Consider the following 23,418-nt stretch of genomic DNA (forward strand, 5'->3'; position numbering starts at 1 on the left):
ATTGGTCGCGCTATCGCTACGAAAACGGTGGCGATGCGGTTTGGCGACCGCGAAATGATCAGCGACCATGCGCGCAGTCGGACTATTTCCGGCGCGCTTTTTTATGGTCGGGCATATTGGGAGACGTTCGCGTCTGCCGGTCTTGCTGATCGCTCCGGTTCGCCAACCCGGTATAGCCCGACCACCAAAAATCCCTTTGACCGTCGGGCCTTCGTTGGGGGGCTGATCTGATGAGCAAGGAATTTGGCGGGGACCAAGCCCGCCGCGCCGCCGAACTGGCCGCCTTTGATCCGCATTACATGATGCCCGCAGACGTCAAGGGCGACCTCGACACGCTGTTCGAGGCGCTGGACACCGTGGGCCTTCTGGCCGGTGCCGTCGATCCGGCCCATGACGTGGGCGTGGGCAACCTCTCCGCGCTCAATCACTCGCTGTCCACGCTGGGCAAGCGCCTGATGGGAGACCTTCAGGCCAGCTATCCGACGATTCGCGGAGCCGCAGAGGCATGAGCGATAACGGAGATCTGCATTTTCTGCGCATGCCTGATGTGGTCCGCCGCACCGGAATGAGTCGCGCCACGGTCTACCGGCGAATCGGTGCTGGCGAATTCCCTCGCCCGCGCCAGCTTAGCCTCAATGCTGTGGGCTGGCTGGACCACGAAATCACCGAATGGATCATTTCCCGCCCCCCTGTTCACACCTGAATTCCGGGGGCGTTTCTGGGGGCGTTATGCCCCCGGACCTCTCCAAAAAATGGCGGATTTCCCACCTAAAGCTAAGGTAGTTGGAATGTTGTCTCCCCGACCACATTGCCATCTATCGCGTTGCATGGAAACGGCTTGGCGGCCGGTTTTACCATGCAGCTTGGGCAAACGCTCTCGCCTCTCGGCAGCGCTATTTTTCCAGCATTTCGGCCAAAGCGCGGCGCGCGCGGTAGAGGCGGGTTTCAACCGCCTTGGCCGTAATGCCCAGCACGGCGGCAACTTCGGCCTCGCTCATGCCCTCAACGCCGCGCAGCACCAGCACCTCGCGCTGGGAGGCGGGCAGGCGGGCGATACAAGCCATGGCCCGCGCCAACTCCTGCCGGTCGGCCAGTGCGTCATCGGCCCTCACCGCCGGATCAGGAATGCCCGCGCCCTGATCCTCGGGCATGGCAAACGAGAACAGCGTCCGCAATTTCTGGCGGCGGGCCCGGTCGCGGCATTTGTTGAGCGCGATGCGCGCGATCCAATGCGCGAAAGGCCGCGCATGATCATAGCGGCCAAGGGCGGCAAAGGCGCTGATGAAGCTTTGCTGGGTGATGTCCAAGGCAGCCTCCTCATCGCCGCAGGAGGCGCGCGCAATGCGAAAGACCCGGTCGCGGTGGCGTTGCAGCAAGGCGCTGTAGGCCGCCTGCCGCCCGCCCAGCGCAAGCGCGGCCAGCTCGCCATCGCTCAACGCATGCGGGTTGAAGGCTTGCGGGCTCCAGGCATCGGGCGCGGGCATCAGCGCGGCTGATCCGCCTCCGTGGCCGTCAGCATCCGCGCCACACCGGCATCGAAACGCGCCGCCTGATCGGGGCGCAGCACGGCGCGCATGGCAAAGACATGCTCAAGCGTTGCCTTTTGCAGCGCGCCCATCGCGTGGTGCGACCGGTCTACGGCGGCGGCTACGCGCGGGCCATAGGAATGCTCATCGCGCAAGGCTGCGGCAAGTTCGGCATTGGCCGCGCGCTGCTGTGCCACCAATTGCGCCTTTTGCGCGGCGAAACCGGCATTCATGGCATTTATCCGCGCCTGCTGCGAAGCGTCGAGCGCCAATTCGTCATGAAGCAATTGATGCAGCGCGGTTTCATCCTGCGCCCCATGCGGCATCATCCGCCCGACCATCGCCCCGCCCAAAGCCCCGGCAAACCCCAGCGCCAGCGCCAGCAACAACGAACCCTTGCGATTCACAGCGCCCGCCCCAACAAGGTCGAAGGTGCCAGCGCCAGACCCTGCCCCAGCGGATCGACCGGCGCACGCGGCGCGGCGCCCATGCCGGAAACCAGCGCCCCGGAAACCATCGCGACAGCTGCAATCCCCGCCAGCATCGGCACCGACAGCACCGGTTGCCGGGCGCGCTCGGCGCCTTCCAGCACCGCCGCCTCGATCATCGCCAGCCGAGGATCAGGCGCAGCCGCCCCCAGTTGCGCCAGCAGATCGTCGATTTGCACCTTCATTCCAGCCTCGCCTCTTCGCCAATGCTCTTGGCCTTCTATACGCGGCAATCGGGCCTGCCCCTCACTTTATCTGCCATGGCGGCCAAAAAAGCTTGCCGCCGGCCCTTGCCGCAAAGACCAACTCATACCGCCAAACCCATCGCCTACGCGACACTGTGCCGCCGGACCCGTCATTTTCGGCAAAGTAATGTGCGGATCTGTCATAAGCTCGTCACAACAAGGGCCGCCTCGCGGCTCTGATCAACGGGGGGCCGTATGATGGAAAAACTGTCGCAAATGGCGCGGCGAATGGGGGGCATGTCCGCTCCTCTCGCATCCGCTCGCGCCCTGGCGCTCGGGCCTATGTGGCCCAAGGGCGGTCCAGGCGGGCTTTTGGAACGTCCTCTTTTCCTCGCCGCCGGAGAAGCATGATGAGCAACGATATGGCCTTAGCGCTTGACCGTGACGGAATAGGGTCGATAGGAGGATATAACATGACACAGATATCCTCTGCTTCCACGCGTCCGCTCGGTTCCCGTCTTATCGCCATTGATGCCCTGCGCGGCCTGGTCATGGCCTTCATGCTGGTCGATCATGTGCGCGAAACATTCTTCCTGCACCTTCAGGTCAGCGATCCCGTCGATGCCCATACCGTCGATCCGGGCCTGTTCTTCACGCGCCTGCTCTCGACCTTCTGCGCGCCGGTATTTGTCGCGCTGACGGGCCTTTCGGCATGGCTCTACGGCCAATCGCACAGCAAGGGCGAGGTCAGCACTTTCCTCATCAAGCGCGGCCTGTTCCTGATCGCGCTCGAACTCTCGGTCGTGTGCTATGCCTGGCCGACACAGGCAAACCAGTTTCCGCCCACCACCATCTGGCTTCAGGTGATGTGGGCGATCGGCGGGTCGATGCTGGCGCTGGCCGCACTGATCCATCTGCCGCGCAAGGGTCTCGTGGCGTTGGGTCTGGGGATTGTCCTGCTGCACAACCTCCTCGACCCGATCCGGCTGGAGCCGGGCGATGCGTGGTATGTGCCATGGGCCTTGATCCACCAGCGCGCCGTGCTGCATCCTGCCGCATGGCTGACCATCAAGACTTCCTATCCCATCCTGCCGTGGATCGGCGTGATCGCGCTGGGCTATGGCATGGGGCCGTGGTTTGCGCGCGGAACCGATCCTGCGCCGCGCATCCGGCGTCTGGCGCTGCTGGGCCTTGGGCTGCTGGTCGGTTTCGCGCTGCTGCGCTATGCCAATATCTATGGCGACAAGCCGTGGTTCGTGGCGCAAACCCCGCTGCGCACGGTGATGAGCTTTCTGGCGCTCACCAAATATCCGCCCAGCCTGCTGTTCCTTATGCTGACGCTTGGCGCGGGATGCCTGCTGCTGGCGTGGTTTGAACGGCTGGGCAACCATCGCGCGATGCCGATGCTGGCCTGCCTCGGCGGGGCGCCGCTGTTCTATTACGTGCTCCATCTCTACACGCTCAAGGTGATCTATAATGTCGCCATGGCGCTCTATGGCCCGGTGAAGGGACAGTTCTTCGGCGTCGACAACCTGTCGACCGTGTGGATCTGGGTGGCGATCCTGCTGCCGGTGCTTTACCTGCCCACGCGCTGGTTTGCCGGGCTGAAACAGCGCCGCCGCGATCTGGCATGGCTTAAGTATTTGTGAAGATGCGGGCGCACAGCAATCGTGCTGCGCCCTGCTTCTTTTCGACACTATCGGCCGTCTGATCGGCCCGCTTCGAATGAAGATTCCTCATAAAGGGCATAGCCTCACAATTGTCATAAAAGAGACCGACCGCCGTAAAACAGGGGTGTGAACCTACGGCAGGATCGGTCCGACGCCCACGCAGGTTGAGAACAAGCATCCATCAGGGGGATTTCAAAATGATCGACCGCTCCGCTATCAAACCCGTGCTGCTGGCAACAGCCGCGCTGCTCTCGACACCCGTATTGGCCGCCGATGAGACCAGTTCCATCGTCGTCACCGGCCAGCGTCAGGCCTATCGCGGCGACGTTCCGGTCAAGGAATTGCCGCAGACGATCCAGTTGATCGACTCCAAGCTGATGGACGTGGTCAACCTGACCAAGATGGATTCCATCACCGATATTGCCAGCGGCGTGGTGCGCCAGAACAATTTCGGCGGCCTTTGGGACAGTTTCGCCATTCGCGGCTTTGCGGGCGATGAAAACTTCCCGACCGGCGTGCTGGTCAATGGCTTTAACGGCGGGCGCGGCTATGGCGGCGCGCGCGATGCATCGAACGTGGAAACCATCGAAATCCTAAAAGGCCCCAATGGCGCGGTCTTTGGCCGGGGCGAACCGGGCGGCACGATCAATATCATCACGAAAAAGGCCAAGATCGGCAAAACCTTTGGCAAAATCGGCGCGCAGGCCGGTTCCTTCGACACCTATCGCGGCGAAGGCGACCTCAACCTTGGCATTTCCGACAAGCTGGCCATCCGCGTCAATGGCGCGATCGAGGATGCGCATTCGTTCCGCAACACGGTGAAATCGAACAAGGAAGTCATCAACCCCTCAATCCTGTGGCAGCCGACCGACAAGACCTCGCTGTCCTATGAAATGGAATATGTTGCGCTGGCAACGCCGTTTGATCGCGGCATCGTGGCCATCAACAAGCAACTGGGCGCTGTCTCGCGCAACACTTTCCTTGGCGAACCCGGCGATGGCCCGACCCGCGTGAAAGTGTTTGGCCATCAGTTTCAAATGCAGCAAAAGCTGTTTGGCGACTGGGTGGCGATCCTTGGCTTTGGCCTGCGCGAAACCAGCATGATCGGCTTTTCCGAAGACGCCGAACTGGCCACCGGCCGCCAGCCCATCTTCAGCACCGGCACCATGCTGTCGCGTCAGCGCCGCTATCGCGATTTCCGTACGCGTAACATCACCGGTCGCGGCGAAATCTCGGGGCGGATCACCACCGGCCCCATCCTGCACCATGTCCTGCTGGGCGCGGATGTCGACGAATTCGACATCAACACGCTCCAGACCCGCTATCGCCCCGTCGCCTATACCGCAGGCACCCCGGTGACCGCGGCCAGCAATGCCATCAACGTCTTTGCACCGGTCTATGGCCTGATGCCCACGCCCAATGCCACCGTGCTCAACTCGCTGGAAAAGCAGAAGAGCTGGGGCATCTATTTTCAGGACCAGATGGATATTGGCGAAAAGGTCAAGATCCGGTTCGGCGGCCGCTTTGACCATTTCAACCAGTTGATCGGCGCCCGCGTGGGCAGCTACAACCCCACCGTCAACACGGTCAAGGAGCGCTTCAGCCCGACTGTCGGCCTGCTCTATGACGTCAATTCGCGCATGGGTCTTTATGCCGCATGGGGCAACGGTTTCCGGCCCAACAGCGGCCAGGACTTTGCCGGCCAGCCCTTTGCCCCGGAAACCAGCAAATCCTATGAAGTGGGCGCGCGCTATACCAGCAAGGTGATCTCGGCCTCGCTGGCTGTGTTCACCATGACCAAGGCCAATGTGCTGACGCAAGATCCCGATCCGGCGCATCAAGGCTTCTCCATCGCGGGCGGCAGCGCGCGCAGCACCGGCGTCGAATTGGGCATTGACGCCCATCTGCCGGGCCAGATCGATATCCACGGCACCTACGCTTATACTGACGCGCATTGGACCAGCACGTCGAAGGATTTCAACTTCGGCCTTGCCATCAACCCCGGCGCCAAGCTCATCAACATCCCGGCCCATACCGCCAACCTGTTGGCCACCAAGGGCTTTGACCTTGGCGACAAGGGCAAGGTCACGGTGGGCGCGGGCATCAATTACGTCTCCTCGCGCCTGGGTGAAACGGCCACCTCCTTCATCCTGCCCGCCTATACTTTGACCCGCGCGCTGATGACCTATGAACCGACCAAGCGCATCCGCCTCGGCGTGGATGTCACAAACCTGTTCGATGTGACGTGGTACGCCTCGTCCTACTCGACGCTGTGGGTGGCGCCGGGCGCGCCGCGCACGATCACGGGGCGCATCAGCTACGCGTTCTGAGATCCATCCTGACTGGCCACCGCCTGCCCCCCACGCAGGCGGTGGCCTTTTTTGTGCCTTCATGCCGGAACAGCGCCGATGAACCGCAAAAGCCTTTTGATCTGGCATCGCCGCATCGCATTGGCGCTGGCCCCCTTGATGGGGTTGCAGGCGCTGACGGGCATCTTGATGCTGATCCCGGCGCCTGCCCCGGCGATCACCTCCGGCCCCGCCCTGCCCCCGTCGGCGCTGGTGGACAGCGCGATGCGCGCCGCGCCCGGCTTTCGCGCCTTTCGCCTGGATTATCCGCCCGGCGCCCCGGTTGTGGCGCGCATGAGCAACGCAGCGGGCGAACGCGTTTTCATTCAGATCGACCCGGCCACCGCGCGGGTGATGAACCGTGGCTCGCTCTGGCATGACCCATGGCGCGTGGCGGAGGAATGGCATACGAGCCTGTTTGCGGGTATCGCCGGTTCGGTGCTGATCGCGCTGGAAGGCATCGGCCTGCTGGCGCTGGGCATCAGCGGGGTCATCTTCTGGTGGCCCGGCAAAGGGCGGCTGCGGCAAGGGCTGGCGATCCCCACCCGCGCCCCTAAGCGTTTGAAATTGCGCCTGTGGCATCGCTCGACCGGGGTCGTGGCCTCGATGCTGCTGGGGATGATCGCGATAACGGGGGTGCTGCTGGTCTGGCCACTGATCGTGCCGCCCGCCACCGGGCCATTTCTTGGCGATCCCGCGCGCTCCGATCCTGCGCCGATGCTCGATGCCGCCTATGCCCGCGCCGCCCTGCCCGGCCAGCCGCTGCGTGATATCCGTCTTGCGCCATCGGGCCACGCCACATTCCACTTTGCCGCCCACAGCACCAATCACTGGGATCTCGACACGGTTTCGCTTGGCCCCGACGGCGCGCCGCGCATCACCCGTGCCGCCGATGCGCCCGCGCTGTGGATGCGGCTGCTGCCCTTGCATACGGGCGATGCGCTGGGCATTTTCGGACAAGTCATCATCGCGCTGGTCGGCGGCGCGCTCCTCTTTCTCACCATCAGCGGCGTGATCGCATGGAACCGCGCCCACAAAGGAAAACGCAAATGACGATTGTACCCCGTGGCGGTTCCGCCACCATCGTACACTGTGGCGATCCCAAGCGCGGCGCGGCATGGGCCGAAATCTTCGCGCGCGATCTGCCCGAGGTGCCGTTCCGCTGCTGGCCCGACATCGGCGATGCGCAGGACGTGCGCTATCTCATCGCATGGACGCTGTCCGAGGAGGTGATCTCCGCCCTGCCCAATCTGGAGGTGCTGTTTTCCATCGGCGCGGGCGTGGATCAACTCGACCTCTCGATCCTGCCGCCCCACGTCCGCGTGATCCGCATGATCGAGCCCGGCATCACCACCACCATGGCCGAATATGTGACCATGGCGGTGCTGGCGCTGCATCGCGATCTGCCCGCGCTGGTGGCCGGGCAACGGGCGGGCACATTCCCCTATATGCCGGTCAAAATGGCCTGCGAACGCCGGGTGGGTATCATGGGCCTTGGCGAATTGGGTCAGGCGGCCATTCGGATGCTCTCCCCCATCGGCTTTCGCCTTTCGGGATGGAGCCGCAGCAAGCGCGCGATCAAAGGCGTGGAAACCTTTGCAGGCGAGGAAGGCATGGACGCCTTTCTGGGCGGGCTCGACATCCTTGTCTGCCTGCTGCCGCTGACCGATGAAACGCGCGGCATTCTGTGCCGCGAAACCTTTGCCAAAATGCCGCGCGGCGCGGCTCTCATCAATGTCGCGCGCGGCGGGCATCTGGTGCAGGATGATCTGCTGTCCGCCCTTGACGAAGGCGTCATAAGTGCTGCCATGCTTGATGTCTCCACCCCCGAGCCCCTGCCGGAAAACCACCCGTTGCGGGGCCATCCGGCGGTTTTCCTGACCCCCCATATCGCGGGCGTCACCCGCATCGACACGGCGGTTTACGCGCTGATCGACGCGCTGAAAGGCGTGATGGCGGGGCAAAGCGTGGCGGGCGACATCGACCGCAGCCGGGGTTATTGAGGGCGCAGCATAACCTGCCGAAAGGCCCGCTTAAAAAACCGTATGCGGCCCCGTGCGCCAATCGCAATCGGCTTCTTCTTCCGGCGCGGCGGTGGCCTATTGTGCAGGCGTTCGGTGCCACAGCGCGCACCTTTTTCAGGATGGACCCATGACCATTTTCACTCCCAAGTTCATCAGCTTTGACTGCTATGGTACGCTGATCAAGTTTCACATGGGCGAGATGGCCCGCCAGTTTTACGGCGATGTGATCGGCGAGGAAAAGATGGCTGCGTTCATCAAGGACTTTTCGGCCTATCGCTTTGATGAAGTGCTGGGCGCATGGAAGCCCTATCGCGAAATCATCGGCAACGCCCTGTCGCGCACCGCCAAGAAATATGGCGTCGCCTATGACGAAGCCCATGGCGAAGCGATCTATCAGGCTGTGCCCACATGGGGCCCGCACCCGGATGTTCCCGGCGGCCTGTCGAAAATCGGCACCAAGATCCCGCTGGTGATCCTCTCCAACGCGATGAACAGCCAGATCCACGACAATGTGGCCAAGCTGGGCGCGCCCTTCTACGCCGTCTATACCGCCGAAAGCGCACAGGCCTACAAGCCGCGCATGCAGGCCTTCGAATATATGTTCGACCAGCTTGGCTGGGGGCCGGAGGTTGGCATGCATGTCTCCTCCAGCTTCCGCTATGACCAGAACACTGCGACCGACCTTGGCTTTGGCACGCGCGTTTTCGTCGGGCGCGGGCATGAACCGTCGAACGCCAATTACCGCGATGTGGAAATCCCGCATATCGGCTGTCTGCCCGCTCTGGTGGGCCTCTGATCCTGATGCGCCCCGCCCTTTCCCTTTGGCAGGCGACGGCTCCGGATTTTGCCTCCGGCATGACCGGGCCGGTCGATGGCCGCTATGACGTGGCCATCATCGGCGGCGGGTTTACCGGCCTGTCGGCGGCGCTGGCCTTGGCCAAGGGCGGGGCAAAGGTTGCGCTGCTCGAAGCGGGCGCGGTGATCGGGGCCGCTTCGGGGCGCAATGGCGGCCAATGCAATGCGGGCACGGCGCATGATTTCGGCGCGCTGGCCTCGGCCCATGGGGTGGACAAGGCGCGGGCATGGTATCTGGCCCATTGCGATGCGGTGGACACGGTCGAACGCCTCGCCCGCGAAGAGGGGATCGCCTGCGATTTCCGCCGCGTGGGCCGCGCCAAACTGGCCGCGAAGCCTGAGCATTTCACCAAAATTGAGGCGGCGTATAAATTGCTCCGCGCCGAGGTGGATCCCAATGTCTCACTGGTGGATGCCGATGGTCTGGCGCAGGAAATCCGCGTCGATGGATTTTACGGCGCGCTGATCCAGCACACCAGTGCGCAATTGCATGTGGGCCGGTTCGGGGTGGGCCTTGCCCATGCCGCCGCCCGCGCGGGCGCGTACATTTGGGAACAGGCCCCAGTGACCGGTATCCGGCGCGAGGGCGCGGCCTATCGCGTGGAAACCCCGCGCGGCGCCGTCTCGGCCGCTCAGGTTCTGGTTGCCACCGGCGGGGCCAGCCCGCAGGCGCCCTTCGGCTGGTTCCGCCGCCGCATCGTCACCGTGGGCAGCTTTGCCATTGCCACCGCACCGATCGACGCCGCGCTGGTCGATCATCTGTTTCCCGGCCGCCGCAATTACGTGACCAGCCGGATCATCGGCAATTACTTCCGCCTGACCGCCGACAACCGGCTGGTGTTTGGCGGGCGGGCGCGCTTTGCCCTGTCCAATCCGGCATCGGATCTGAAAGGCGCGGATATTCTTGAAAAGGCCATGCTGCGCCTGTTCCCCGCACTGGCCGGCACACCGATCGAGCATCGCTGGGGCGGCGCGATTGATTTGACGCAGGACCGCCTGCCCCGCGCAGGCGAGCATGATGGCCTCTATTACGCCATGGGCTATTCGGGCCACGGGGTACAGATGGCCACCCATATGGGCGGCCAAATGGCCAAAGTCATGGGCGGCGATCCCTCGGCCAACCCCTTTGCCGACCTCAACTGGCCCGCCATTCCCGGCCATTTGGGCAAACCCTGGTTCCTGCCCTTTGTCGGGGCCTATTACCGTGTGCTGGATTATTTCCAATGATCGACTTTTCGCGCCGCGCCATGATGGTCGGCGGATTGAGTGCCGGTTTGGCGGGCATGCCCGCCATCGCCGCGTCGCGCCCCAAACGCGGCGGCTCGATCCGTGTGGCCACGCAATCGGTATCGACCGCCGATACGCTGGACCCGGCAAAAGGCGCGCTTTCCACCGATTATGTGCGCCATTACATGCTCTATTCGGGCCTGACGCGCATCGGGACTGATCTGGTCGCACGCCCGTCTCTGGCCGAACGGATTGAAAGCGCCGACCGCACGACATGGCATATCGCCCTGCGCCGGGGCGTCCATTTCCATCAGGGCGGCGAATTGACCAGCGCGGATGTCGTCTTTTCGCTGCTGCGCCATAAAGACCCCAAGCTGGGCAGCAAGATGGCCACCATCGCGGCGCAATTTGCCGATGTGCGCGCCGATGGCCGCTATGGGGTGGCGGTGCGCCTGACGGGGCCGAATGCCGATCTGCCCGCCATTCTGGCGCAATCGCATTTCCTGATCGTGCGCCATGGTGTTGACCGGCCCGACGGCAATGGTACGGGCGCGTTCCGCCTGGCCGAATTCAAGCCCGGCATCCGCACCGTGACGGTGCGCAATCCCGATTACTGGATTCCCGGCAAACCCTATCTCGACCGGATCGAACTGATCGCGATTCCCGATGAGGTCAGCCGGGTGAACGCCCTGCTGGCCGGGGACGTCCAGCTGACCAATGCGGTGGCCCCGCATTCCACGCGCCGGGTCGAGGCATCGCCGGCCCATGCCGTGGCCGCCACGCCATCGGCGCTCTATTCGAACCTGATCGCGCGGATGGACATGCTGCCCAGCGGCAATCCCGATTTCATCGCCGCGTTAAAGCATCTGGTAGACCGCCCGCTCGTTAAACGCGCGCTGTTTCGCGGCTATGCCACCATCGGCAATGACCAGCCGATCCCGCCGTTTCACCCCTATTACAACGCCGCCATCCCCCAGACCGCACTCGATCTGGACCGGGCGAAGTGGCATGTGCGGCGCGGGGGGCTGCAGAATGTGCGCCTGCCGATCTTTTGCGGCCCGGCAGTCGAAGGCTCGGTTGATATGGCCTCGGTGCTTCAGGAATATGGCGCGCGCGTGGGCCTTGATCTGGCGATCACGCGGGTCCCTTCGGACGGTTATTGGTCCACGCATTGGATGCGCCATCCCCTCTCTTTCGGCAGCACCAATCCGCGACCCACGGCCGATCTGATCTTTTCGCTGTTCTATAAATCCGATGCGGCGTGGAACGAGACGCGCTGGAAGAACCCGCGCTTCGACCAATTGCTGCTGGCCGCGCGCGGCGAGACCAATGAGGCGACCCGCAAGGAGATGTATGGCGAAATGCAGCAGATCGTGCATGACCAATGCGGCTCGATCATCCCGGTCTTCATCAGCCTCATCGACGGCCATGACCGGCGGCTGCAGGGGCTGAACCCGCTGCCGATGGGAGGATTGATGGGCTATCAATTTGCCGAACACGTATGGTGGGCGGCGTGAGCGGGGCGTCTGCCGCAAAGGCCAGCCTCTGGCCCTTGCTGGGGCGGCGCGTGGGGTCGGCCGTGATCACGCTGCTGCTGGTCTCGATGGTCATCTTTGCGATCGCGGGCCTGTTGCCCGGCGATGCCGCGCAGGAAGCGCTGGGCCAATCCGCCACGCCCGAACAGGTGGCGGCGCTGCGCCATGAAATGGGTCTGGATCGCCCCGCCCCGGTGCGTTACGCCCAATGGCTGGCGGGCATGGCGCGCGGCGATGCGGGGCAATCGCTGGTGGCCGGGATGCCGGTGCGCGCGATCATTGCCGAACGGCTGCCCAACACGCTGATGCTGGCGGGCATGACGGCGGCGCTGGCGGTGCCTCTGGCGCTGGTCATGGGCATAACGGCGGCGATCCGGCGCGGGTCGTGGCTCGACCGGGCGATCAATCTGGCCTCGCTCTCGATGGTGGCGCTGCCCGAATTTCTGGTGGCGACGGTGGGCGTGCTGATCTTTTCGGTCAAGCTGATGTGGCTGCCCTCGATCGCGATGGTATCCTCGGATGCAACATGGAGCGACACGCTGCGCTCCTGCGCCTTGCCGATCCTGTCGCTGACCGTGGTGGTGGTGGCCCAGATGGCGCGCATGACCCGCGCGGCCATCGCCGATCAGCTTGACCGGCCCTATGTCGAGATGGCGCGTTTGAAGGGCGCCTCGCTCTCGCGGGTGGTGCTGGGCCATGTGCTGCCCAATTGTCTGGGGCCGATTGTCAATGCGATGGCGCTTTCGCTCTCCTATCTGATGGGCGGGGCGATCATCGTCGAAACGATCTTCAATTTTCCGGGACTGGCCAGCCTGATGGTCAATGCCGTGACCAGCCGCGACATGCCGCTGCTGCAATCCTGCGCGATGATTTTCTGCTCTGCCTATCTCCTTTTGATGCTGGTGGCCGATATGGTCGCGCTGCTGGCCAACCCGAGGCTGCGTGCGCAATGAAACGCTCGATCCTGCTTTTGACCGGCGCGCCATTGGCCACGCGCATCGCCGCCGGTTTTGTCGGCTTCTGGCTGCTGCTGGCGGTGGCGGGGCCGTGGATCGCGCCCCATGCCGTGGGCGCCTTTGTGGACCAGGATGTGTTCTCCGGCCTCTCCTCGCGCTTCTGGCTGGGCAGCGATTATCTGGGCCGTGATGTGCTCTCGCGCCTGCTCTACGGGGCGCGCTACACGGTGTTTCTGGGGCTGGGCGCGGCGCTGATCGCGGCCTGCTGCGGGACTTCGCTGGCGCTCTGGGCCACACTGTCAGGCGGGCTGGTCGATGAGATCATCTCGCGGGTGATGGACACGCTGATCTCGATCCCCTCCAAGATCCTTGCGCTGGTGCTGGTGGCGGCCTGCGGTTCGTCCCTGCCGCTGCTGCTGCTGATCTGCGCGCTGACCTATGTGCCGGGCAATTTCCGCATTGCGCGGGCTTTGGCGATGAACCTGGCCGCGCTGGATTTCGTGGCGGCGGCCCGCGCGCGCGGCGAACGCAAATTCGCCATCGCCCTTCATGAAGTGCTGCCCAACATGGTCCACCCGCTGCTGGCCGATCTGGGCCTTCGCTTTGTGTTTGTGGTGCTGCTGCTTTCGGGCCTGTCATTCCTCGGCCTCGGGGTGCAACCGCCCTATGCCGACCTCGGTTCGCTGGTCCGCGAAAACATTTCGGGCCTGACCGAAGGCGCCCCTGCCATCCTTGCGCCCGCGCTGGCGATTGCCGTGCTGACCGTGGGGACCAACCTGTTGATTGACGCCCTCAAGCCCAAGGACAAGCGATGAGCGCGCCCCATATCGAAGTTTCCGGCCTGACCGTGGCGGTGGGCGATGTGCCGATTGTTTCGGACATTTCCTTTGCGGCGCGGCGCGGCGAAGTTCTCGCGCTGATCGGGGAATCCGGCTCGGGCAAAAGCACGACCGCGCTGGCCCTGATGGGTTGGTGCCGCCATGGCGGGCGCATCGCGGGCGGCACGATCCGCGTGGGCGGCATGGTGATCGAGGGCAAGAGCGAGGAGGAACTCTCCGCGATCCGGGGCCGCCATATCGCCTATATCGCGCAAAGCGCGGCCGCCGCCTTCAACCCCTCGCGCCGCATCATGGCGCAGGTGATCGAACCCGCGCTCATCCACCGCATCATGACGCGCCAGGAGGCCGAGGCCAAGGCGGTTGACCTGTTCCGCGCGCTGGCCCTGCCCTCGCCCGAAACGATCGGCCAGCGTTATCCGCATCAGGTGTCGGGCGGGCAATTGCAGCGCCTGATGGCAGCCATGGCGCTGATCACCGACCCCGAACTGGTGATTCTGGACGAACCCACCACCGCGCTCGACGTGACCACTCAGGTCGAGGTGCTCAAATGCTTCAAGGCCGCGCTGGCCCATTGCAATCATGGCACGGGCGCCACCGCAATCTATGTCAGCCATGACCTTGCCGTGGTGGCCCAGATGGCCGACCGCATCGCCGTGCTTTTGAAAGGGCGGCTGGTTGAGGAAGGCACCGCAGAGCAGATCCTGACCGCGCCGCGCGATGCCTATACGCAGGTTCTGGTGAACGCGCCCCATCCGGTGCCCGCCGCGCTGGTGGAGGATAGCGCCGCACCCGTGCTTTGCGTGCGCGGGCTGACGGCGGGCTATGGGCGCGTGGTGGACGGGATGCCGCAAATCCCGGTGCTGCGCGATGTGGGCTTTGATCTGCCCGCAGGCGGCGCGCTGGGCATTATCGGCGAGAGCGGGTCGGGCAAATCAACGCTGGCCCGCGTGATCGCCGGGCTGCTGCCCGCCGCGCAAGGCGAGGTTTTGCTCAACGGCAGCGTCCTGCCCGCCCGGATGGAAGAGCGCAGCCTCGATCAGTTCCGCACCGTCCAGTTGGTGTTTCAGAACGCGGATACCGCGCTCAATCCGGCCCATAGCGTTAGGCGCATCCTTGCCCGGCCCTTGCAGCATTACCACGGATTGACCGGCGCGGCGGCGGACCGGCGGGTGGCCGAATTGCTGGACCTGACGCGCCTGCCGCCCGAGGTCATCGACCGCCCTGTGACCAAACTGTCGGGCGGCCAGAAACAGCGCGTCAACCTTGCCCGCGCGCTGGCCGCCGATCCCAAGGTGCTGCTGTGCGATGAGGTGACGTCCGCGCTCGATACGGTCGTTGGCGCGGCGATCCTTGCGCTGATCGAGGATCTGCGCCGCGATCTGGGGCTGGCCACGGTGTTTATCAGCCATGATATCCACGCCGTCTCGGCGCTGTGCGACAAGGTGCTGGTGCTCTATGGCGGCACGCCGGTCGAATTGGCCACGCGCGCGGCGTTCAACGGGCCGCGCCATCATCCTTACACCGATCTGCTCAAATCCAGCCTGCCCACGATGGACCCGCACTGGCTCGACACCACGCGCGCGCCTATCCTGCGCGGTTTCCGGGTCGAGGGCCTCTGCCCGTTTCAGCCGCGCTGCGCTGTGGCCGTTCCGGGCCTGTGCGATGCCGTTCCCGCGCCGGTGCGCGAAGGCGACGGCATGCGCTGGCTCTGTCACCATTCCCCCAGCATCAAGGAACACGCATGACCGCCCGTTTCCGTCGTCTGGTCGAAACTGACCGGCCCCCGGTAAGCCTGACCATCGACGGCGTGAGCGTCACCGCTCTGGCGGGCGACACGCTGATGGTGGCGATGCTGACCCATGGCGATGCCTTGCGCAGCAGTGAATTTAGCGCGCTTGAACCCTCCGATGGCCGCCGCGCGGGCTTTTGCCTGATGGGCGCGTGTCAGGACTGCTGGGTCTGGACCGCGCAGGGGACGCGGCTGCGCGCCTGCTCGACGCCGGTGGAAAGCGGCATGGACATTTCAACGCATCAGCCGGAGGCGACATGGGCAACCGTCAAGTAGTCATCGTCGGCGCCGGCCCCGCCGGGGTGCGCGCGGCGCAAACCGTGGTGCGGGCGGGCCTGCGCCCCATAGTGATCGACGAGGCCGCGCGTGCCGGGGGCCAGATCTATCGCCGCCCGCCGGCAAATTTCCAGCGCGACCACGAGGCGCTCTATGGCACCGAGGCGGCACGCGCCCGCGCAATCCATGAGGATTTTGCCGCCCTTGCGCCCCACATCGACTATCGCCCCGAAACGCTGGTCTGGAATGTGGCGCAGGGCCATGTCTGGGCCGCGCATGAGGGCGAGACGCAGGCGATCCCCTATGACGCCCTGATCGTATGCAGCGGGGCCAGCGACCGCGTGGCCCCAATCAAGGGCTGGCAGGCGGCGGGGTGTTACTCGCTGGGCGGGGCGCAGATTGCGCTCAAGGCTCAGGGTTGCGCCATCGGGCATCGGGTGATCTTCCTTGGTTCGGGGCCGCTGCTCTATCTGGCCGCCGCGCAATATGTGAAGGCCGGGGCCGAGGTCGCCGCCGTGCTGGACACCTCGCCCTTCTGGCTGCGGGTGAAGGCAGCGCCGAAACTGGCCGCGATGCCCGATCTCCTGTGGCAAGGTATGAAGCTGCTGGGCGACCTCAAAAGAGCAGGCGTTCCGGTGCTGACGGGCGTGACGCCGGTGGAAATCGAAGGCGATCCGCAGACGGGCGTTTCGGGCGTGACCGTGCGCCACCGGGGCGCGGTCAAGCATTTCGCGGGCGATGCCGTGGCGATGGGCTGGCATGTGAAGCCCGAGGCGCAGATTGCCGATCTGGCCCGCGCAACCTTTGCCTTTGACGAGGCCACGCGCCAATGGCTGCCCCAGACCGACGCCGATGGGCGGGCGGGCAAGGCGCTTTACCTTGGCGGCGATGGGGCGCGGGTCTTGGGCGCGCGCAGCGCCGAGGTGACGGGCGAGCTGGCCGCGATGGCGGCGCTGGCTGATCTGGGGCTGCCGGTGGATGCGGATCGCCGCCGCTGGCTACTGGCAGAAAAGGCCAATTACGCGCGCTTTGCCAAGGGGTTGGCGCAGGCTTTCCCATGGCCGCATGAACTGGTCGCCGCGATCCCCGACGAGGCCATCGTCTGCCGCTGTGAGGCCGTGACCGCCGCCACCCTGCGCGCCAGCGTGAACACCGCCCACGCGCAGGAAGCCAACCGCGCCAAAGCCTTCAGCCGCGTCGGCATGGGCCGTTGCCAGGGTCGCTATTGCGGCCATGCCAGCGCCGAAATCATTGCCGCCGCGCGCAGCGTATCGCTGGAAAAGACCGGCCGCCTGCGCGGGCAGGCCCCGGTCAAGCCCATTCCCGTCAGCCTGAAGCGGAACGACCTATGACCCAGATCCACCAGAGCGATGTCGCCATCATCGGCGGCGGGATCATGGGGTGCAGCGCGGCGTTCTTTTTGCGCCAGCGCGGCCTGTCGGTCACGGTGCTGGAAACCGACAAGGTGGGGCGGCAGGCCAGCGGCACCAATTTCGGCAATGTCCGCCGTCAGGGCCGCCCGATCTTCCAGCTTCCTCTTGCCAATCGCGCGATCCGCATCTGGCGCGATTCTCCGCAATTGCTGGGCGCGGATGTGGAATATCTGCAGAGCGGCCATATCCGCGTGTGTTTCCGCGACCGCCCGGAAAATGTCGGCAAGATGGAGGACTATGCCGCCCTTGCGCGTGAGGAAGGGCTGGACCTTGAATTGATGTCGGCCAATGCCTTGCGGGAAAAATTTCCATGGCTGGGGCCGGACGTGCTGGCCGGGTCCTATTCGGCCAGTGATGGCCATGCCAACCCGCGCCTTGCCGCGCCTGCCTTTGCGCGGGCGGCGGCGCGGCTGGGGGCCTCCATCGTCGAAGACACCAAGATCGTTCATGCCGAGAAGCTGGGCGAGGATTTCCGTCTGACCGCCGAGGATGGCCGTCAATTTGCCGCGCCGATCCTGCTGATCACGGCGGGCGCATGGGCGGGCAAGGTCGCGGGCTGGTTTGGCGAGGAAATCCCCCTCACCCCCCGCGCGCCGACGATGAGCGTGACCGAGCCAGTGCCCTATGCCATCGCGCCCGCCGTGGGCCTGATGACTCCCGATGAGGTGGAAACCGTCTATTTCCGGCAGGTGGCGCGCGGCAATATCGTGTTGGGCGGATCGACGCGGGCGGCATCCTATCCCGATGAATACCGCTCCTATGTCCTGCCTCAAAACACGATGACGCAGTTTGAACATCTGCGCCGTTTGGCCCCCGCTCTGGCCAATCTTCAGGTGATCCGCGTGTGGAGCGGGATCGAGGGCTATACCGAGGATGCCCTGCCGATCATGGGGCCGAGCGCCAAGGTTTCGGGTCTGTTCCACGCCTTCGGCTTTTCGGGCAGCGGGTTTCAGATCGGGCCGGGCGTGGGCGAAACCATGGCCGAATTGATCGCCACGGGCGCGACCGACATTCCGCTGGAGCATTACAGCGTGACGCGGTTCGCCAAGTAAACAAGGGGGCAAAGGTATCGAACCTTTGCCCCCCTTTTTCGTTACAGGCCGATCAGAACCGTCTTGCTCTTGCAGCTTGCCAGATAGGCCTCGCGCCCCAGATCCTTGCCCAGCCCCGATTGCTTGAAACCGCCGGTGGGCAGGATGAAATCATCCGAGCGGCCATAACGGTTGACCCAGACCGTGCCTGCCTCCAGCGCGCGGGTGGCGCGGATCGCGCGGCTCAGGTTCTGCGTATGCACGCCTGCGGCGAGACCATAGCGCGTGCCATTGGCCAGCGCGTAGGCTTCTTCCTCATCGGCAAAGCTCTGCACCGTCAGCACCGGGCCGAAGATCTCGCTCTGCACGGCGGTCGCATCGGCGGAAAGACCGGCGATCAGCGTGGGTTCGTAGAAAGTCCCGGCCCTTTCGACCCTCGCCCCGCCGGTGATCGCCTCGCCGCCCTCGGCCCGGGCGGTTCGGACGATGGCGTCGATCCCGGCCAATTGCTTTTCCGAAACGATCGGGCCCATCGTCGTGCCCTCGGCCCATGTTTCGCCCAGACGGTGAGCGCGAAACAGCGCCGAGATGCGCGCAATGACCTCATCGGCCACGCTGGCCTCGACCAGCAGGCGCGAACCCGCGACGCAGACCTGCCCCGCGTTCAACGTGATGGCCCGAGCCACAATCGCGCAGGCCTTGTCCATGTCCGCGTCGGCAAAGATGATTTGCGGGCTCTTGCCGCCCAACTCCAGCGTGCAGGGCTTCGGCCCGGTGGCGGCGCAGGCGCTCATGATCGCTCGGCCCGTGGCGGTCGATCCGGTGAAGCTGACCTTGCCCACCTGCGGCGCGCGGACAAGGCCGTCGCCAATATCGTGCCCCAAGCCCTGCACCACGTTGAAGATGCCGGCCGGCACCCCCGCCGCCACGGCCAGCTCGGCCAGCCGCACCACGGAAAAGGGCGTGAGTTCGGAAGGCTTGAGCACCACCGCATTGCCCGCCGCCAGCGCCGGGCCCAGTTTCCATGCCGCCATTACCAACGGCAGGTTCCACGGCGCAATCGCGCCGACCACGCCATAGGGTTCGTTGGCCGTAAAACCAAAACGGTCATCAGCGGTCGCGCCCACCTCGCCGCCGTGCTTGTCGGCGAATTCGGCGAAAAAGCGGATGCATTCGGCGGTATAGGGCAGATCCCAGGCCAAAATCTCGGCCAGCGTGCGCGTCGAGCCCACCGCCTCAAGCGGGGCCAGAACGGCCCGGTCGGCGTCGATCGCATCGGCCCATCGGCGCAGGATGCGGGCGCGGGCGCGCGGGTCCATCCGGCCCCAGCCGCTGCTTTTCTGCGCGGCGGCGGCATCTTCTGCCGCCTGGCTCATCTGGTCCATGCTGGCGCAATGAAGCGGGGCCAGAAGCGCGCCATCCGAAGGTCGGACAACATCGAACACCGCCCCAAGGCCCGCGATTTTGCGCCCACCGATGAAGTTGGCCGCCGAATCGGGCCGGATGGAATCGGGGTTGAAGGCAAGGGTCATGAAGGGGGCTCCGCAGTGGTTCTTCGCAGGGTTCTGAACCCAACATTATTGACCTGCGGCAGAATCGACTGGGCAAAGCAGGGTGCTCAACGCCATAATCTTCTGATCTTGTGCATAAGGCGGCAGCCTATTCCATCCGGGCGGGGCTAACCCATGATCAGAATTGGCGTATCCGACCCCACATTGGAATGCGCCGACACACCGATACGGTTGGTGGGCAAAGGAAAGGAATGCGGCGATGAGCGAGCTGGTGGCCAGCGACGTGAAGTTTCGGGCGATGCGGGAGGACGATGTCGAGCGCGCGGTCGAGATGTCACGCGCGATTTCCTGGCCGCATCGCGAAGAGGACTGGCTACTCTTCCTCGGCCTTGGCGATGGTATCGTGGCCGAGGTGGACGGCGAGGTCATCGGCACCATCTGCGGCTTTCCTTATGGCGACCATGCCGCCACGCTGGGCATGGTGATCGTCGACAATGCGCATCAGGGCAAAGGCTATGGCCGCAAGTTGATGCAGGCCATGCTCGACCATCTCGGGGATCGCACCGTGCTGCTTCAGGCCACGGTCGAGGGCGCGCCGCTTTATGAAAAGCTGGGCTTTGTCGATATCGGCACGCTCTATCAACATCAGGGCACGATCCCGCTGGCCCCCTTGGCCGAGCTGCGCAGCGGCGAACGCATTCGCCCGCTCGGCTCATCCGAACAGACGCCGGGCAAATTGTACAGCAAGGCCACCGGCACCGACCGCCACGACATGATGCGCCGTCTGACCGCACAGGACAGCACGGTGATCCTGACCCATGACGATATTCCCGTCGGTTTTGCGCTGCTGCGCCGGTTTGGCCGGGGATGGTCGGTGGCGCCCGTGGTTGCCCCCGATGCCGATGGCGCCAAGGCGCTGATCCTGCACTGGCTGGCCCAGAATGCGGGCAATTTCACGCGCCTCGACGTGACCGAGGAAAGCGGGCTTTCGCCGTGGCTGGAGGGCCTTGGCCTGCCGCGCGTCGATACGGTCCGCATGATGGCGCGTGGGCCTCTGCCAAAAACCACGGGCGATGCCACGCTCTTTGCTCTCACCACCCAAGCACTGGGGTAAACCATGCAGCTTTCCGATAACACCCTTCTGAAGCAGGCCGCGCTGATCGACGGTCAATGGCTTGGCGCCTCCGCGCGCGATGCGCTGGCTGTGCATGATCCGGCCAGCGGCGCGGTGCTGGGCGCGGTGCCCGATTGCACGGGCGATGACACGCAGGACGCCATTGCCGCGGCCAATGCGGCATGGCCGGCATGGCGCGCGCGCACGGCGGGCGAACGCTGCGCCTTGCTGGAGGCATGGCATGCGCTCGTGCTGGCCAATCTGGACGATCTGGCCCTCATCATGACCGCCGAGCAGGGCAAGCCGCTGGCCGAGGCGCAGGGCGAGATCCGCTATGCCGCCAGCTTCATCAAATGGTTTGCCGAGGAAGGCCGCCGCACCGGCGGGCGCAACGTCGTCTCGCCCGAGCGCGACCGCCGCATCATCGTGCTGACCGAGCCGGTGGGCGTTTCCGCCGCAATCACGCCGTGGAATTTTCCCGCCGCGATGATCACGCGCAAATGCGCCCCCGCATTGGCCGTCGGGTGCCCGGTGGTGATCAAGCCTTCGGAAATGACGCCCTTTACCGCGCTGGCGCTGGGCGAACTGGCGATCCGCGCGGGGTTCCCGGCGGGCGTCATCAATATCGTGACCGGCCAGCCCACCGCCATCGGCGCGGCCATCACCAGCAGCCCGCTGGTGCGCAAACTGTCCTTTACCGGATCGACCCGCGTGGGCTCCCTGCTGCTGGAGCAATGCGCCAAGACCGTCAAGCGGACCAGCATGGAACTGGGCGGCAATGCGCCGCTCATCGTGTTTGCCGACGCCGATCTCGATCTGGCTGTCAAGGCGGCCATGACCAGCAAGTTCCGCAATTCGGGCCAGACCTGCGTCTGCGCCAACCGGATGCTGGTGGCCGATGAAATCTATGATGCCTTTGCCGAAAAGCTGGCCGCTGCGGTGGCCGGGCTGAACGCCGCACCGGGGATGGAGGCTGGCTCGACCGTGGGGCCGCTGATCAATGCCGCCGCCGTGCAAAAGGTCTCGGCCCATCTGGAGGATGCGCTGGGCAAGGGCGGCAGGATCATCGGCGAAGGCAAGGGCCGCAGCGATGATCGCTTTGTCCGCCCGGTCATCATCGGGGATGCCAATCCCGACATGCGTCTGGCCTCGGAGGAAACCTTTGGTCCCCTCGCCCCGCTGTTCCGCTTTACCAGCGAGCGGCAGGCGATCGAAATGGCCAATGCCACGCCCTATGGCCTTGCCGCCTATTTCTACACCCGTGACCTCTCGCGCTCGTTCCGTGTGGCCGAGGCGCTGGAGGCCGGGATGATTGCGCTGAACACTGGCGCGATCGCGATGGAAATGGCGCCCTTTGGCGGGGTCAAGCAATCGGGTCTTGGCCGCGAAGGCGGGCAGCAGGGCATCGAGGAATATCTGGAAACCAAGGCCTTCCACATCGGCGGGCTGGAATTGGGGGCATGACATCCATGCGTAATTACAAGATCGCCGTCATCGCCGGGGACGGCATTGGCAAGGAAGTCATGCCCGAGGGCCTGCGCGCGCTGGAAAAGGCGTCGAGCGCTTATGGGTTCGGGCTGGATCTGCAAGTGCATAATTTCGCCGATTGCGATTACTATGCCCAGCATGGCCGCATGATGCCCGAGGATTGGAAGGATCAGATCGGCCGCCCCGATGCGATCTTCTTTGGCGCGGTGGGTTGGCCCCAAACGGTGCCGGATCACATTTCGCTGTGGCAATCGCTGCTGCAATTCCGCCGTGAATATGACCAGTATATCAACCTGCGCCCCGTGCGCCTGATGCCGGGCGTACCCTGCCCGCTGGCGGGCCGCGAACCGGGCGACATCGACTTCTGGGTCGTGCGCGAAAACACGGAAGGGGAATATTCCAGCGTCGGCGGTCATATGTTTGCCGGGACCGAGCGCGAGATCGTCATTCAGGAAACCGTGATGACGCGTCAGGGTGTCGACCGCGTGCTGCGCTTCGCCTTCGATCTGGCGCAGAAGCGCGAGCGCAAACACCTGACCAGCGCGACCAAATCGAACGGTATCGCCATCACCATGCCCTTCTGGGACAAGCGCGTGGAGGCCATTGGCGAGGAATATCCCGATGTGACCCATGACAAGTATCACATCGACATCCTGACCGCGCAATTCGTGATGAACCCCCAGCGTTTCGACGTGGTGGTCGCCTCCAACCTGTTCGGAGATATCCTTTCGGACCTCGGCCCGGCCTGCACCGGCACCATCGGCATCGCGCCGTCCGGCAACATCAACCCCACGGGCGAACATCCCAGCCTGTTCGAGCCGGTCCACGGTTCGGCCCCCGATATCGCGGGCTTGGGGGTAGCCAATCCGGTCGGCCAGATCTGGTCGGCCGCGATGATGCTTGAACATCTGGGCGAGGCAGAAGCGGCGGCGGGCATCATGCGCGCCATTGAGGAGGTGCTTTCCACCCCCGCAGGTCGCACCGGCGATCTCAAGGGCAGCGCCAACACCGTGGAATGCGGCAAGGCGATTTCCGCAACCATCGGCTGAAGCACGGCATAAAATGCCGCGCCCGCACCACAGTTTGGCGAAACACGCCTGAACCGCTAGCATAGGTTTGCCTC

Annotated in this window: 22 protein-coding genes; 18 read left to right on the forward strand and 4 right to left on the reverse strand. The window is 64.7% G+C overall.

Annotated features, from left to right (window positions below; translation table 11 throughout):
• Positions 1-230: 230 nt before the first annotated feature.
• Together PQ467_RS11865 and PQ467_RS11870 are read left to right on the forward strand one after the other, a co-directional pair.
• Positions 231-509: a hypothetical protein gene (locus tag PQ467_RS11865; RefSeq protein WP_274173609.1), complete on the forward strand. Its 279-nt coding sequence runs from the start codon at positions 231-233 to the stop codon at positions 507-509.
• Entirely contained in the window at positions 506-703 is a 198-nt protein-coding gene (locus tag PQ467_RS11870; RefSeq protein ID WP_274173610.1) for a helix-turn-helix transcriptional regulator, read from the forward strand. Before PQ467_RS11865 ends, PQ467_RS11870 begins: the two co-directional genes overlap by 4 nt.
• Positions 704-893: 190 nt before the next feature.
• Here the strand turns inward: PQ467_RS11870 and PQ467_RS11875 are convergent, their stop codons facing one another.
• The 3 genes from PQ467_RS11875 to PQ467_RS11885 are packed head-to-tail and all read right to left on the reverse strand — an operon-like array spanning position 894 to position 2,199.
• Positions 894-1,484: an RNA polymerase sigma factor gene (locus tag PQ467_RS11875; RefSeq protein ID WP_274173611.1), complete on the reverse strand. Its 591-nt coding sequence runs from the start codon at positions 1,482-1,484 to the stop codon at positions 894-896.
• Complete coding sequence (locus PQ467_RS11880) at positions 1,484-1,933, reverse strand: periplasmic heavy metal sensor (RefSeq protein ID WP_274173612.1); 450 nt, start codon at positions 1,931-1,933, stop codon at positions 1,484-1,486. The genes PQ467_RS11875 and PQ467_RS11880 overlap by 1 nt, the downstream gene beginning before the upstream one ends.
• On the reverse strand, positions 1,930-2,199 hold the full coding sequence (locus PQ467_RS11885; RefSeq protein WP_274173613.1) for a hypothetical protein: 270 nt from the start codon (positions 2,197-2,199) through the stop codon (positions 1,930-1,932). The genes PQ467_RS11880 and PQ467_RS11885 overlap by 4 nt, the downstream gene beginning before the upstream one ends.
• A 473-nt stretch (positions 2,200-2,672) precedes the next feature.
• Here PQ467_RS11885 and PQ467_RS11890 point away from each other — a divergent pair, with 473 nt between their 5' ends.
• The 13 genes from PQ467_RS11890 to PQ467_RS11950 all read left to right on the forward strand — a co-directional run bounded on the left by PQ467_RS11890 (position 2,673) and on the right by PQ467_RS11950 (position 18,203).
• Positions 2,673-3,848 carry a DUF1624 domain-containing protein gene (locus tag PQ467_RS11890; protein WP_274173614.1) on the forward strand — a complete coding sequence of 392 codons (1,176 nt, stop codon included), beginning with the start codon at positions 2,673-2,675 and terminating at the stop codon, positions 3,846-3,848.
• A gap of 218 nt (positions 3,849-4,066) precedes the next feature.
• Entirely contained in the window at positions 4,067-6,199 is a 2,133-nt protein-coding gene (locus tag PQ467_RS11895) for a TonB-dependent siderophore receptor (protein ID WP_274173615.1), read from the forward strand.
• A 78-nt stretch (positions 6,200-6,277) separates the two neighbouring features.
• Positions 6,278-7,270, forward strand: coding sequence for a PepSY-associated TM helix domain-containing protein (locus PQ467_RS11900; protein ID WP_274173616.1), 993 nt, complete (start codon positions 6,278-6,280; stop codon positions 7,268-7,270).
• Positions 7,267-8,220: a 2-hydroxyacid dehydrogenase gene (locus tag PQ467_RS11905; protein WP_274173617.1), complete on the forward strand. Its 954-nt coding sequence runs from the start codon at positions 7,267-7,269 to the stop codon at positions 8,218-8,220. The genes PQ467_RS11900 and PQ467_RS11905 overlap by 4 nt, the downstream gene beginning before the upstream one ends.
• 148 nt (positions 8,221-8,368) lie before the next feature.
• Positions 8,369-9,037, forward strand: coding sequence for a haloacid dehalogenase type II (locus PQ467_RS11910; RefSeq protein ID WP_274173618.1), 669 nt, complete (start codon positions 8,369-8,371; stop codon positions 9,035-9,037).
• Between the two features lie 5 nt (positions 9,038-9,042).
• Positions 9,043-10,323 (forward strand): NAD(P)/FAD-dependent oxidoreductase, encoded by a 1,281-nt coding sequence (locus PQ467_RS11915; protein WP_274173619.1) that lies wholly within the window; start codon positions 9,043-9,045, stop codon positions 10,321-10,323.
• Positions 10,320-11,840 carry an ABC transporter substrate-binding protein gene (locus tag PQ467_RS11920; protein ID WP_274173620.1) on the forward strand — a complete coding sequence of 507 codons (1,521 nt, stop codon included), beginning with the start codon at positions 10,320-10,322 and terminating at the stop codon, positions 11,838-11,840. The genes PQ467_RS11915 and PQ467_RS11920 overlap by 4 nt, the downstream gene beginning before the upstream one ends.
• Positions 11,825-12,811 (forward strand): ABC transporter permease, encoded by a 987-nt coding sequence (locus PQ467_RS11925; protein ID WP_274173621.1) that lies wholly within the window; start codon positions 11,825-11,827, stop codon positions 12,809-12,811. Before PQ467_RS11920 ends, PQ467_RS11925 begins: the two co-directional genes overlap by 16 nt.
• Entirely contained in the window at positions 12,808-13,629 is an 822-nt protein-coding gene (locus PQ467_RS11930) for an ABC transporter permease (protein WP_274173622.1), read from the forward strand. The genes PQ467_RS11925 and PQ467_RS11930 overlap by 4 nt, the downstream gene beginning before the upstream one ends.
• On the forward strand, positions 13,626-15,398 hold the full coding sequence (locus tag PQ467_RS11935) for an ABC transporter ATP-binding protein (protein ID WP_274173623.1): 1,773 nt from the start codon (positions 13,626-13,628) through the stop codon (positions 15,396-15,398). The genes PQ467_RS11930 and PQ467_RS11935 overlap by 4 nt, the downstream gene beginning before the upstream one ends.
• The gene (locus PQ467_RS11940) at positions 15,395-15,718 is read left to right on the forward strand and encodes a (2Fe-2S)-binding protein (protein ID WP_274173624.1); all 324 of its coding nucleotides are present in this window, start codon (positions 15,395-15,397) and stop codon (positions 15,716-15,718) included. The genes PQ467_RS11935 and PQ467_RS11940 overlap by 4 nt, the downstream gene beginning before the upstream one ends.
• Positions 15,700-17,070: an FAD/NAD(P)-dependent oxidoreductase gene (locus tag PQ467_RS11945; protein WP_274173625.1), complete on the forward strand. Its 1,371-nt coding sequence runs from the start codon at positions 15,700-15,702 to the stop codon at positions 17,068-17,070. Before PQ467_RS11940 ends, PQ467_RS11945 begins: the two co-directional genes overlap by 19 nt.
• Positions 17,067-18,203 (forward strand): NAD(P)/FAD-dependent oxidoreductase, encoded by a 1,137-nt coding sequence (locus PQ467_RS11950; protein ID WP_274173626.1) that lies wholly within the window; start codon positions 17,067-17,069, stop codon positions 18,201-18,203. The genes PQ467_RS11945 and PQ467_RS11950 overlap by 4 nt, the downstream gene beginning before the upstream one ends.
• 41 nt (positions 18,204-18,244) lie before the next feature.
• Here the strand turns inward: PQ467_RS11950 and PQ467_RS11955 are convergent, their stop codons facing one another.
• A complete protein-coding gene (locus PQ467_RS11955) occupies positions 18,245-19,714 on the reverse strand; it encodes an aldehyde dehydrogenase family protein (RefSeq protein WP_274173627.1) in 1,470 nt (489 codons plus the stop codon).
• A 238-nt stretch (positions 19,715-19,952) separates the two neighbouring features.
• On the opposite strand from PQ467_RS11955, the gene PQ467_RS11960 reads away from it, so the two are divergent.
• The 3 genes from PQ467_RS11960 to PQ467_RS11970 are packed head-to-tail and all read left to right on the forward strand — an operon-like array spanning position 19,953 to position 23,344.
• Entirely contained in the window at positions 19,953-20,807 is an 855-nt protein-coding gene (locus PQ467_RS11960; RefSeq protein WP_274173628.1) for a GNAT family N-acetyltransferase, read from the forward strand.
• Between the two features lie 3 nt (positions 20,808-20,810).
• Positions 20,811-22,271: an NAD-dependent succinate-semialdehyde dehydrogenase gene (locus PQ467_RS11965; RefSeq protein ID WP_274173629.1), complete on the forward strand. Its 1,461-nt coding sequence runs from the start codon at positions 20,811-20,813 to the stop codon at positions 22,269-22,271.
• Between the two features lie 5 nt (positions 22,272-22,276).
• On the forward strand, positions 22,277-23,344 hold the full coding sequence (locus PQ467_RS11970; RefSeq protein ID WP_443193009.1) for a tartrate dehydrogenase: 1,068 nt from the start codon (positions 22,277-22,279) through the stop codon (positions 23,342-23,344).
• The last annotated feature ends 74 nt before the right edge of the window (positions 23,345-23,418 follow it).

Source organism: Novosphingobium sp. KACC 22771 (assembly GCF_028736195.1).
Taxonomy (GTDB): Bacteria; Pseudomonadota; Alphaproteobacteria; order Sphingomonadales; family Sphingomonadaceae; genus Novosphingobium.

Coding starts and splice junctions, on each gene's coding strand:
- PQ467_RS11940 (WP_274173624.1), top strand. CDS start 15,395: ATGACCGCCCGTTTCCGTCGTCTGGTCGAAACTGACCGGCCCCCGGTA.
- PQ467_RS11945 (WP_274173625.1), top strand. CDS start 15,700: ATGGGCAACCGTCAAGTAGTCATCGTCGGCGCCGGCCCCGCCGGGGTG.
- PQ467_RS11955 (WP_274173627.1), bottom strand. CDS start 19,714: ATGACCCTTGCCTTCAACCCCGATTCCATCCGGCCCGATTCGGCGGCC.
- PQ467_RS11885 (WP_274173613.1), bottom strand. CDS start 2,199: ATGAAGGTGCAAATCGACGATCTGCTGGCGCAACTGGGGGCGGCTGCG.
- PQ467_RS11910 (WP_274173618.1), top strand. CDS start 8,369: ATGACCATTTTCACTCCCAAGTTCATCAGCTTTGACTGCTATGGTACG.
- PQ467_RS11960 (WP_274173628.1), top strand. CDS start 19,953: ATGAGCGAGCTGGTGGCCAGCGACGTGAAGTTTCGGGCGATGCGGGAG.
- PQ467_RS11905 (WP_274173617.1), top strand. CDS start 7,267: ATGACGATTGTACCCCGTGGCGGTTCCGCCACCATCGTACACTGTGGC.
- PQ467_RS11895 (WP_274173615.1), top strand. CDS start 4,067: ATGATCGACCGCTCCGCTATCAAACCCGTGCTGCTGGCAACAGCCGCG.
- PQ467_RS11870 (WP_274173610.1), top strand. CDS start 506: ATGAGCGATAACGGAGATCTGCATTTTCTGCGCATGCCTGATGTGGTC.
- PQ467_RS11950 (WP_274173626.1), top strand. CDS start 17,067: ATGACCCAGATCCACCAGAGCGATGTCGCCATCATCGGCGGCGGGATC.
- PQ467_RS11935 (WP_274173623.1), top strand. CDS start 13,626: ATGAGCGCGCCCCATATCGAAGTTTCCGGCCTGACCGTGGCGGTGGGC.
- PQ467_RS11965 (WP_274173629.1), top strand. CDS start 20,811: ATGCAGCTTTCCGATAACACCCTTCTGAAGCAGGCCGCGCTGATCGAC.
- PQ467_RS11900 (WP_274173616.1), top strand. CDS start 6,278: ATGAACCGCAAAAGCCTTTTGATCTGGCATCGCCGCATCGCATTGGCG.
- PQ467_RS11925 (WP_274173621.1), top strand. CDS start 11,825: ATGGTGGGCGGCGTGAGCGGGGCGTCTGCCGCAAAGGCCAGCCTCTGG.
- PQ467_RS11970 (WP_443193009.1), top strand. CDS start 22,277: ATGCGTAATTACAAGATCGCCGTCATCGCCGGGGACGGCATTGGCAAG.
- PQ467_RS11915 (WP_274173619.1), top strand. CDS start 9,043: ATGCGCCCCGCCCTTTCCCTTTGGCAGGCGACGGCTCCGGATTTTGCC.
- PQ467_RS11875 (WP_274173611.1), bottom strand. CDS start 1,484: ATGCCCGCGCCCGATGCCTGGAGCCCGCAAGCCTTCAACCCGCATGCG.
- PQ467_RS11920 (WP_274173620.1), top strand. CDS start 10,320: ATGATCGACTTTTCGCGCCGCGCCATGATGGTCGGCGGATTGAGTGCC.
- PQ467_RS11930 (WP_274173622.1), top strand. CDS start 12,808: ATGAAACGCTCGATCCTGCTTTTGACCGGCGCGCCATTGGCCACGCGC.
- PQ467_RS11890 (WP_274173614.1), top strand. CDS start 2,673: ATGACACAGATATCCTCTGCTTCCACGCGTCCGCTCGGTTCCCGTCTT.
- PQ467_RS11865 (WP_274173609.1), top strand. CDS start 231: ATGAGCAAGGAATTTGGCGGGGACCAAGCCCGCCGCGCCGCCGAACTG.